The organism is Corallococcus sp. CA041A (genome assembly GCF_003612075.1).
In the GTDB taxonomy this organism is placed as follows: Bacteria; Myxococcota; Myxococcia; order Myxococcales; family Myxococcaceae; genus Corallococcus; species Corallococcus exiguus.
Map to the genome: position 1 here is coordinate 1 of NZ_RAWF01000584.1, position 716 is coordinate 716.

Annotated in this window: 2 protein-coding genes; both read left to right on the forward strand. The window is 62.3% G+C overall.

The features are described from left to right. The coding region (locus D7V77_RS42315; RefSeq protein WP_233597572.1) for a DUF2019 domain-containing protein at window positions 1-398 on the forward strand (398 nt) is incomplete at its 5' end. Between the two features lie 10 nt (window positions 399-408). Then, on the forward strand, window positions 409-672 hold the full coding sequence (locus tag D7V77_RS42320; protein ID WP_233597573.1) for a hypothetical protein: 264 nt from the start codon (window positions 409-411) through the stop codon (window positions 670-672). Window positions 673-716 lie beyond the last annotated feature (44 nt).

Sequence of the window (716 nt, forward strand, 5' to 3'; positions counted from 1 at the left end):
GGCATGAAGACCCTCATTCGCTTTGGAGCTGTCCCTTGAGTACCCGCAAGTTCCAGAAGGCCAGCAACGAAGAGCTCGTCCAGTGGTACGCGGAGGGGTCGGTCGCATACGGGAAGGCCCTGGAGGCTGCGGACTCGCGGTCAGCCAATCGCGCCGCCGACAAGATCTCTGGAGCATACAGAGAGCTTCGGAGCCGTGATGCGACGTCCCAGCTCCTTCCCCTTCTCCAGAACGAGAACGAAACTGTCCGAACCAACGTTGCGGCCCATGCCCTGGAGTTCGCTCCTGAGTTCGGCGAACCCGTACTGCTCTGGGTCTCTAAGCGTCCGGGGCGCAATGGGCTCGCTGCGGAATACGCACTCAAAGCCTGGCGCGAGGGCACGCTCAACTTCCCCTGATCGTCAGCCCATGAGTGCCCGCAAGTTCCAGAAGGCCAGCATCGAGGAACTCGTCCATTGGTACGCGGAGGGCTCCATCGCCTACGAACAAGCGCTGGAGGCTGCGGACTCGCGGTCCGCCAATCGCGCCCAGGACAAGGTAACGGGGGCGTATCGCGAGCTTCGAAACCGGGCAGCCACCTCGTTGCTCCTGTACCGCACCGGATTATTGAGACACCAGATTGGTTGTAATCAGGCCGCCTGCTTCGACTGCATCAGCGCTCGCCGGGCCTGACTCGGCGAGAGGAAGTTGTGGCGCTCCAGCAGCCAGTGCTCGTT

Excerpts from the sequence above, each read along its gene's own strand:
- D7V77_RS42320 (WP_233597573.1), top strand. The coding sequence starts at position 409 with ATGAGTGCCCGCAAGTTCCAGAAGGCCAGCATCGAGGAACTCGTCCAT.